This window comes from Mycobacterium sp. shizuoka-1 (assembly GCF_002723835.1).
Classification (GTDB): domain Bacteria; phylum Actinomycetota; class Actinomycetes; order Mycobacteriales; family Mycobacteriaceae; genus Mycobacterium.
This window is the reverse complement of record NZ_BEWG01000113.1, coordinates 120,831-129,983: the sequence shown is the minus strand read 5'-3', so window position 1 is coordinate 129,983 and position 9,153 is coordinate 120,831. Positions and strand designations below refer to the sequence as shown.

The window sequence follows — 9,153 nt, the reverse complement described above, 5'->3', positions numbered from 1 at the left end:
CAATCACCACCGACCCCACACCGGCATCGGCGGAATGACACCAATCGAGCGCCTACGCGTTCACAACCTACCCGTGAAGAACACCTAGTTCACATGACCGTCTCTTCCACGCCTACCTCACTGCCTACCGCATCCGGTACCGCGCAGGTCCTCACCGGCGTCCCGGTCGTCCCCGGCGTCCGCTACGCACCGGTCATCCGGCCGGGTCGCCTGCCCGCGCTCGAGGACCTCGATCCCGGGGGCGAGATCGCCGAGGAGCACCGCGGCGCCGAGGCCGCCCGGTTCACCGCGGCCGCGGGCGCCGTCGCCGACCGGCTGCGGGAACGCGCCGCACAGGCGACCGGAGCCGCGTCGGAAGTGCTGGCCGCGACTGCGATGCTGGCCCAGGACCGGGCCTGGCTCGGTGCGGCCGAGAAGCGCATCGCCGAGGGCGCGCCGGCGGTACGGGCCACTGCCGCGGCGGCAGCCCAGTTCGTGGACCTGTTCACCAAGATGGGCGGGCTGATGGCCGAGCGGGTCACCGACCTGCGCGACATCCGCGACCGGGTGGTCGCCGAGCTGAGCGGCCTTGCCGAACCCGGCGTGCCGGTGCCGGCCGAGCCGGCCATCCTCTGTGCCGAGGACCTCGCGCCCGCCGACACCGCGGGGCTGGACCCCACGCTGGTCGTCGGCCTGGCCACCACGCTGGGCGGGCCCACCAGCCACACCGCGATCATCGCCCGCCAGCTCGGCATCCCCTGCGTGGTCGCCGTGCACGGCCTTGACGACATCGCGGCGGGCACCGAGGTGCTGATCGACGGAACCCGCGGCACGGTCAGCGTGTCGCCCGACCCCGCCGATGCCACGGCCGCCGTCGAGGCCGCCGATGCCGAGGCCGCCGCGATGGCCGGCTGGTCGGGTCCCGGCGCCACCGCCGACGGGCACCCGGTGTCGATCCTGGCCAATGTCCAGGACGGGTCGGCCGCCCGTGCCGCAAGGGAGACCCCAGCCGAGGGAATCGGACTGTTCCGCACCGAGCTGTGCTTCCTGAACCGGGACACCGAACCCAGCGTCGACGAACAGGCCGCGATCTACGGCGAGGTGCTCGACGCCTTCGCCGGGCGCAAGGTCGTCATCCGCACCCTGGATGCCGGGTCGGACAAGCCGCTGAAGTTCGTCGGGCATCCCGACGAGGCCAACCCTGCCCTGGGGGTGCGCGGTATCCGCATCGAGGCCATCCATCCCGAGGTACTGGAGCGTCAGCTGGACGCGATCGCGCTCGCCGCGGAACGGACCGGTAACCCGCCGTGGGTGATGGCGCCGATGATCGCCACCCCCGACGAGGCCGAGCGATTCGCCGACCGGGCCCGCAAGCGGAATCTGGTGCCCGGCGTGATGATCGAGGTGCCGGCCGCCGCGCTGCTGGCCGACCACATCCTGGCCCACGTGGAGTTCCTGTCGATCGGCACCAACGACCTCGCGCAGTACACGATGGCCGCTGACCGGATGTCGGCCGAACTGGCCACGCTGACCGACCCCTGGCAGCCCGGCGTGCTGGCGCTGGTCGCCCAGACCGCCCGGGCCGGTGCCGACCGGGGCAAGCCGGTCGGCGTCTGCGGTGAGGCTGCCGCCGACCCGCTGCTGGCCTGCGTGCTGACCGGGCTCGGTATCACGTCACTGTCGGCGGCGGCCGCCGCGGTGACCGGTGTCGGTGCCAAGCTCGCCTCGGTCACGCTGCAGCAATGCCGCGACGCCGCCGACGCCGTGCTGGCCACCGCGAGTGCGGCGCAGGCGCGGGCGGTCGCCCTGGACGTGCTGAGCTGACGGAATTAATCGGACCGCAGTCCGGTTAGTCTGGGCATGCCAGCAGTTACCGCAGACACGTTGTCCCTGCCGCGGCTGAGCGCGGCGGCCCCGACCGACACCGAACGGCCGGTCCGGTCCGTCACCACCGGGCCGCGCGGCTACGAGGGAGAAGGCTTCCCCGTGGTCCGCGCCTTCGCCGGGGTCGGTGCCGCCGACCTCGACCCGTTCATCCACATGGATCAGATGGGGGAGGTCGAGTACGCGCCGGGCGAGCCCCGCGGCACCGACTGGCACCCGCACCGCGGCTTCGAGACCGTCACCTACATGATCGACGGCCGCTTCGCCCACCAGGACAGCCACGGCGGTGGCGGTCTGATCGCCGACGGCGCCACGCAATGGATGACCGCGGGGGCGGGCATCCTGCACATCGAGACACCGCCGGCCGAACTGGTGGAAAGCGGCGGGGTGTTCCACGGGATACAGCTGTGGGTCAACCTGCCACGGCGTGACAAATTCGTCGAGCCGCGCTATCAGTCCATCGACGGCCCGGCCGTGCGGCTGTTGTCCTCGGCCGACGGCGGCGCGCTCGTCCGAGTGATCGCCGGCGACGTGGACGGCTGGTCCGGCCCCGGGATGACACACACCCCGATCACCCTGGCGCACACCACTATCGAGCCTGGCGCGCAACTCAACCTGCCGTGGCCGCGCGACTACAACGCGCTGGTCTACGTGCTGTCCGGTCGCGGTGCTGTCGGTCCGATCGGCCACCCGATCCAGCAGGGCCAGCTCGCGGTGCTCGGCCCGGGTGACCGCATCACGGTGTCCGCCGACGCGAGCCAGGACACCAACCGACCGGCGATGGAGGTTCTCCTGTTGGGCGGCAAGCCGATTCGCGAGCCGGTCTTCCACTACGGGCCGTTCGTGATGAACTCGAAATCGGAGATCATCGCCGCACTCGACGATTTCAACGCCGGCCGGTTCGGGACAATCCCGCCGGGCGCGTTGATGCCGCACCGGGCGGCGGGTGGCTAGACCGGTTCAGCGTCGTACCGGTTCGGCCGCCACGGCCGGCGGATACGTCAGTTCCAGTTCACCGAGATTGGCCGCCGCGGTGACCAGCGGCAGCGCGGCCGACACCGCCAGGTCGCCGTCGCCGGCCTCGGCCCGCAGCGCCGGCACCAGGTCATCGCTGATCGGCGCGGTCAGGCCGGTGCCGCCGCTGCCGTCGAACCGGGCACAGATCGCCGCAGCGTGTGCCTCCAGCACCGCCCGCGCCTGCGGATACACGCCCAGCGGCGGCGGCACGATATCGGCGATCAGATCGGCGGCAGCGCGCAGCCGTACCGCGCGGCTGGCCGAACGCACGACCGGCGCACGCGAGTCCGTCGGGCCGCCACTCTCCGAAAGATATTGGCGCACTGCATCATCGAGTGTGCGCGACGCGGTCAGTGCGTCGTGGCTGAGTGCGTTCACCTGGTTCTCGGCCTGTTCGAACGCGCCCCGGGTGACCCGCAGGACCGCGACGCGCAGATAACGCGAACCGACCGCGCGGGCCGTGTCGATCGCTTGCTGCACAGCGGTTTTGGCGCCCCTGGGCCACAGCAGCAGCGACACCACGACGCCCACGGACGCGCCCACCACGACGTCCTCGATGCGGACCAGTCCGACCGCCCAGCCGCTGGGCACGATCAGGTTGAACACGATCAGCACCATCATCGTGAACGCCGCCTGGCTGGCGGTGAACGAGCCGATCTCGGGCACGTAGGCCGACCCGAACGCCACCACCGGCAACAACACCCACATCACGATGGGATCGGTGCCGAGCAGTTCGATCACGATCGCGCCGAGCACGAAGCCGATCACCGTTCCGGTGACCGCCCGCACGACGGTGGTACCGGTGGTCAGCGCGCTGCTGCGCAGCACCGACAACGCACCGAGCACCACCCAGAACCCGTGCTGAACCGGGAAGACGAACGTGACCAGCACGGCCAGCGCCAACCCGAGGCCGGTCCGCACACTGTTGCGGGCGGTCACCGAACGGGTGGCCAGATGGCCGCTGGTCAGGGCGGTGACCGCGGCGGTCTCGGAATACACCCGGTCGGCGATCCCGGTTTCCGGAAGCCGGCGGCCCAGCACCCGGGCCCAGACCGGCCGGGCGTCGGCTGCCGCGGCGCTGGTGACCAGCCGGCCGGTGACGGCGACCGTGGCGCCGATCGTGCGGCGGGTCAGCAGCGTGCGGCCCAGCGCCACGGCTTCGGTGTCGTCGGACTCGGCGAGGATGTCGAGTATGTCTTGCCGGTAGCTGCCGATCGCGACCGTCCGCAGCTCGATCAGCGCCTGGGCGAGCTGCGCGCGCTCGGCGGTCCGGGCGCCCGGATGGGTGATGCGCAGCACCGTGGCGCAATCGCGCAGCACTCGCACCACCGGCTGGGCCATCGGTCCCAGCAGTGCGCCGGTGTCACCGGTCACCCGATCGCAGAGCCATTGCACGTCGTCGACCACCCGGACCAGCGCGCGACTGCCCGCGGTCAGGGCCACCGGCCGGTGGGCGACGCCGAGGAAGTTGGCTCGCAGGGCGTCCATCGCGGCAGTGACGTCGGCCGCCGAGGCGGTGCCCTCGATCCGGTCGGCGAGCACCGCGCACACCGCGGCGGCATGGCGGCGCAATTCGCCGTGATGGCGCGGGGGGAACAGGAACAACGCGGCGGGGACGCAGATCGCCAGCGCGATCAGCCAGCCGAACAGCCGCTCGCCGAGCGGGCCCACCGGCGTGCACACCGGCAGGACGAAGGTCAGCAGGGTGGCCCGCTGGCCCGCGGCGACGACCTCGCTGAGCACGCCGGAGAACGTGACGGCCGCGCCCAGGACGAACATCAGCGTGACTGCCAGCCAGGGAATCGGGGCGGCCAGGGTGCCCACGCTGATCAGCACCGCCCCGTTGAACCCCAGTCCGCCGTAGGCCAGCGCGCGGGCGTTCATATTGCCGGGGAAGTCCACGACGATCAGCAGCGCGATCGATCCGAAGATGGTGAACAGCGGCGTCTGCGACCCACCGGCGATGGCGAAGCTGACCGCCGCGGCGATCGGGATGACGATCGCGGCCCGCACGGCGCGCCGCGCGCCGTCATGTTCGGGGTCGCGTGCCCGGATCCGCTCGGCCGCCCGGTGCCACAGGGCAGCCGGGTTCACTGGGGCACGCTGGCGAAACTGCCTGAGCTCAGTGCGTCGAGCATGTAGCGGGCGATCCAGCCGAACATCTCCGGCTCGCGCGGCAGGGTGGCCTGCTCGTAGCCGATGAAGACGTAGACGGCCCAAGCGGCGTAGACGTCGGCCTGGCGCGGGTCGCCGACGATCTCGAGCGCCGAGTCGTAGAGGATCTTGTAGCGCTGCCGGTCCACTTCGGACTGCACTTCGAGCACATGCGGGTTCACCGAGCTCCACGACCGGATGGCGGCCTCGGCACCGTGCGGCAGCGACAGCCCGACCTGGATGATCGCCTCGATGCGCTGCCGAGGGTCGGACACCTCGCGGATGGCGGTGATCACCCGGACCGTGCGGTCCTGCACCCAGTACGAGACCAGGTCCCGGGTGTAGGCCGGCCAACTGGAGAAGTAGTGGTAGAACGACCCGGTCGTCACACCGAGCCGGTTACACACCTCGGCCAGCTTGAGTCCGCCGTATCCCACGTCAGCGAGTACCTCGAGGCCGATCTCGAAGTACGCCTCTCGGTTGGCAACCGTGGCCATGAGAGATGACGATAGTGCGCGCTCCCGGGTAGATGTCCGTGACGTGCGGGATCGTGACCAAGTCTGCGGGTATCGACGCCCCGGCCTTGCGGCCGCACCCCGACCATGGGGCAAGCTGGACACACGGGATCGACGCGAGGAGTTGGTATGACCGTCCACATCACACCTGACCAGGACACCCGCGAGGGCGCCGTCGGCGTGCTGGCCGACCTGCGCAGGGTGTTCAACGCCGGCCGCACCCGATCGCTGGCCTGGCGCACCGAGCAACTGCGTGCGGTGGAGCGGATGTGTGAGGAGCGGGAGCCCGAGATCGCGCAGGCGCTGGCCAGCGATCTGGGCCGATCCTCGTTCGAGGCCTGGCTCGGCGATATCGGCTCGACCAAGGCCGAGGCCGCATTCGCGCGCAAGCATCTGAAGAAGTGGGTCAAGCCCAAGCGATACGGGCTGCCGCTGGCCCAGCTTCCCGGTAAGGCCTGGGTGCAGTACGACCCGCTGGGCGTGATCTTGGTGATCGGGCCGTGGAACTACCCCTTCTATCTGTGCATGGCACCGGTGGTCGCCGCGATCGCCGCGGGCAATGCCATGGTGATCAAGCCGTCGGAGCTGGCCCCGGCCACCTCGGCGCTGCTCGCCCGCTTGGTACCTGAGTACCTGGACACCGAAGCCATCCGCGTCGTCGAGGGCGACGCGTCGACCACCCAGGACCTGATGGCCCAGGGCTTCGACCACGCGCTGTTCACCGGCGGCACCGAGATCGGCCGCAAGATCATGGCCGCCGCCGCACCGACGCTGACGCCGGTGACCTTGGAACTGGGTGGCAAGAGCCCGGTCGTGGTTCTGCCCGACGCCGACCTCGACGTTGCGGCCCGGCGGATCGCCTGGATCAAGATGCTGAACTCGGGCCAGACCTGCATCGCGCCGGACTACGTGCTGGCCGACCGCACGATCGTCGCCGAGCTGACCGACAAGATCGTGGCGACGATCGCCGCGTTCCGGGCGCAGGAGAAGGACCCGTCGCTGCGCATCGTCAATGAGCGCCAGTTCGACCGGCTGGTGTCGCTGATCGGGGCCACCAGCGGCACCGTGGTCACCGGTGGCGGGTCGGACCGGTCGGCGCTACGGATCGAGCCGACGGTGATCGTCGACCCGGCCGGCGACGATCCGGTGATGTCGGACGAGATCTTCGGCCCGATCCTGCCGATCATCGGAGTGGATTCGCCAGAGGCCGCCGTGGCGTTCGTGAACGCCCGGCCCAAACCGCTCGCGCTGTATGTGTTCACCGCGTCGCAGGAGCGGGCGCGCGAGCTCGTCGACCGGATGCCGTCCGGGGGCGCGGTGGTCAACCACGTGGCGGTGCACTGCCTCGTCCCGCAACTTCCGTTCGGCGGAGTCGGGGCCAGCGGGATGGGTGCGTATCACGGAAAGTGGGGCTTCGAAGCCCTCAGTCACCGGCGCGCCGTATTGGCGAAATCGACCAAATTGGATCTCAAACTCATGTATCCCCCGTACACTGATCGGGCGATCAGGCTGATGCGTAAGGTGATGTAGACCGCAAAAATCAGCTCTAGCAAACTCGTCTCAAGCGGTCAGCAACCTTTTGACGGGGGATTCTCGCGCCCAATTGCAGGATTGGCGAATTTCGGTGCGAATTTGCATTACTAAACTTTTTGGTATGGTGACGTTGGCCGATATGCGAAATCAAAACCGCAGGTTGAGCACGGATCGCGGGCCAAAACGGCACCGCTGCAACGGAATCCGCAGGTGGGTGGAAATATGAGCGGGATTCTAATTTGGAATGAGCGAGCAAATGTCGTTGGCCGTCAAAATTTCGTCCCTGGTTGTGGCACAATTTGACCGTGCCGCATACAGCGAGTCGGGGCCCGGGTCGGCCCCCAGCAGCTAAGGCCGCGGAAACGCGCGAGCGCATCATGCGCGCTGCCCGTGAGGTGTTCAGCGAATTGGGTTACGACGCTGCCACCTTCCAGGCGATCGCCATCCGCGCCGACCTGACCAGACCCGCCATCAACCACTACTTCGCCAGCAAACGGCTGCTGTATCAAGAGGTCGTCGACCAGACGAACGCCTTGGTGATCGAGGCCGCCGTGCAGCAGTCCCAGCGCGAAGGCGCGCTGGCCGGGCGGATCCGCGCGTTCATCCAGGCGGTGGTACAGGCCGAGGGGCAAGACCGTTCGGTTGCTGCGTTCCTCGTGACCGCTGTCCTGGAGGCCGAGCGACATCCGGAGTTGGCCGAGTCCAACCATGACTCGCGCGAGTTCACCCGCGGCTACATCAAGGCGGCCATCAAGGACGCCATCGAGTCGGGCGAGGTGCGCTCCGACATCGACATCGAGGCTGCCGCCGAGATGTTCATGGCCGTCATGTGGGGGCTGGGCTTCTATGCCGGCTTCGTCGGCGACAACGAGCGACTGGTCGCGATCACCGACCAGTTCCTGGAGTTGCTCAACGGCAAGGCCTGGCACGCCGGCTAGCCGGCGGTGACGTGCGCCACAGTCACATAGTCTGGCTAAGTTTCTCGGTACCATCGTCGTATAACCCTGGCTGACCTGGGTTGATGTGTTGCCCACGGGGCCGCGGACCAGTGTCGAGCCGATAAGCGACGCCGAATTGGGGACACCGCTGCCATGAGCACTCTGCGTACCGACGACGACACCTGGGACATCGCCACCAGCGTGGGGTCGACCGCCGTTCTGGTGGCCGCCGCGCGGGCCAGCGAGACCGACCGGCCCGACCCCCTCATCCGGGACCCTTACGCCCGAATGCTGGTGGAGGGCGCCGGTACCGGAATGTGGGAGAGCTTCCTCGACGACTCGCTCGCCGATCGGCTCGCCGACGTCGATCCGGAAGCCGTCGCCATGTTCACCCACATGCTCAACTACCAGGCCGTACGCACCCACTTCTTCGACGCGTTCTTCACCGACGCGGCGGCCGCGGGCATCCGGCAGATCGTGATCCTGGCCTCGGGTCTGGATTCGCGCGCCTACCGGCTCGACTGGCCGGCCGGCACCCACGTCTACGAGATCGACCAGCCCCTGGTGCTCGACTACAAGGCGGCGAAGCTCGCCGAGCACGGCGTTCACCCCGTCGCCGAGCGTCACGAGGTGCCTGTCGACCTGCGTCAGGACTGGCCGGCCGCGCTCGCCGAACGCGGTTTCGACCCGTCGCAACCCACCGCCTGGCTGGCCGAGGGCCTGCTGATGTATCTGCCCGCGGATGCTCAAGACCGGTTGTTCGAACTGGTCACCGAGCTCAGCGCACCGGGCAGCCGGGTGTCCGCAGAGACCGTCGGGCACCACTCCGAGGAGCGCAGGCAGCAGGCGCGGGAACGGTTCGAGAAGTTCGCCGACCAACTCGGTATCGAGCGCACCATCGACATGCAGAACCTGACATACAACGATCCGGATCGCGCCGACGTGACCGACTGGCTCAACGCGCACGGCTGGCATGCCACCGGGGAGCGCTCGACCGACGCGATGCGCCGGCTCGATCGCTGGGTCGAGGTGCCGATGTCCGACGACGACGACGCGTTCTCGACGTTCGTGGTGGCGCAGAAGGACTGACACCACCCGGGTGCCCGGAGCTTCGGCGGCCCACGTATACAGGG

General features: G+C 69.2%; 7 protein-coding genes. 5 read left to right on the top strand and 2 right to left on the bottom strand.

Annotated elements, in window-relative coordinates; all coding sequences use genetic code 11:
• The first annotated feature begins 93 nt into the window (after positions 1-93).
• Both ptsP and MSZK_RS28570 read left to right on the top strand, forming a co-directional pair.
• Positions 94-1,803, top strand: a complete 1,710-nt coding sequence (gene ptsP, locus MSZK_RS28575) for a phosphoenolpyruvate--protein phosphotransferase (RefSeq protein ID WP_099251887.1) — start codon at positions 94-96, stop codon at positions 1,801-1,803.
• A 36-nt stretch (positions 1,804-1,839) separates the two neighbouring features.
• Positions 1,840-2,817, top strand: coding sequence for a pirin family protein (locus MSZK_RS28570; RefSeq protein WP_099251886.1), 978 nt, complete (start codon positions 1,840-1,842; stop codon positions 2,815-2,817).
• Positions 2,818-2,823: 6 nt separating this feature from the next.
• Here the strand turns inward: MSZK_RS28570 and MSZK_RS28565 are convergent, their stop codons facing one another.
• Positions 2,824-4,974, bottom strand: coding sequence for an FUSC family protein (locus tag MSZK_RS28565; protein WP_099251885.1), 2,151 nt, complete (start codon positions 4,972-4,974; stop codon positions 2,824-2,826).
• Positions 4,971-5,531, bottom strand: coding sequence for a TetR/AcrR family transcriptional regulator (locus tag MSZK_RS28560; RefSeq protein ID WP_099251884.1), 561 nt, complete (start codon positions 5,529-5,531; stop codon positions 4,971-4,973). The genes MSZK_RS28565 and MSZK_RS28560 overlap by 4 nt, the downstream gene beginning before the upstream one ends.
• Positions 5,532-5,678: 147 nt before the next feature.
• On the opposite strand from MSZK_RS28560, the gene MSZK_RS28555 reads away from it, so the two are divergent.
• From MSZK_RS28555 to MSZK_RS28545, 3 genes are all read left to right on the top strand, one after another.
• Entirely contained in the window at positions 5,679-7,079 is a 1,401-nt protein-coding gene (locus MSZK_RS28555; protein WP_099251883.1) for an aldehyde dehydrogenase family protein, read from the top strand.
• A gap of 308 nt (positions 7,080-7,387) precedes the next feature.
• Entirely contained in the window at positions 7,388-8,020 is a 633-nt protein-coding gene (locus MSZK_RS28550) for a TetR/AcrR family transcriptional regulator (RefSeq protein ID WP_142390022.1), read from the top strand.
• Between the two features lie 153 nt (positions 8,021-8,173).
• Positions 8,174-9,109: a class I SAM-dependent methyltransferase gene (locus MSZK_RS28545; protein WP_099251881.1), complete on the top strand. Its 936-nt coding sequence runs from the start codon at positions 8,174-8,176 to the stop codon at positions 9,107-9,109.
• The last annotated feature ends 44 nt before the right edge of the window (positions 9,110-9,153 follow it).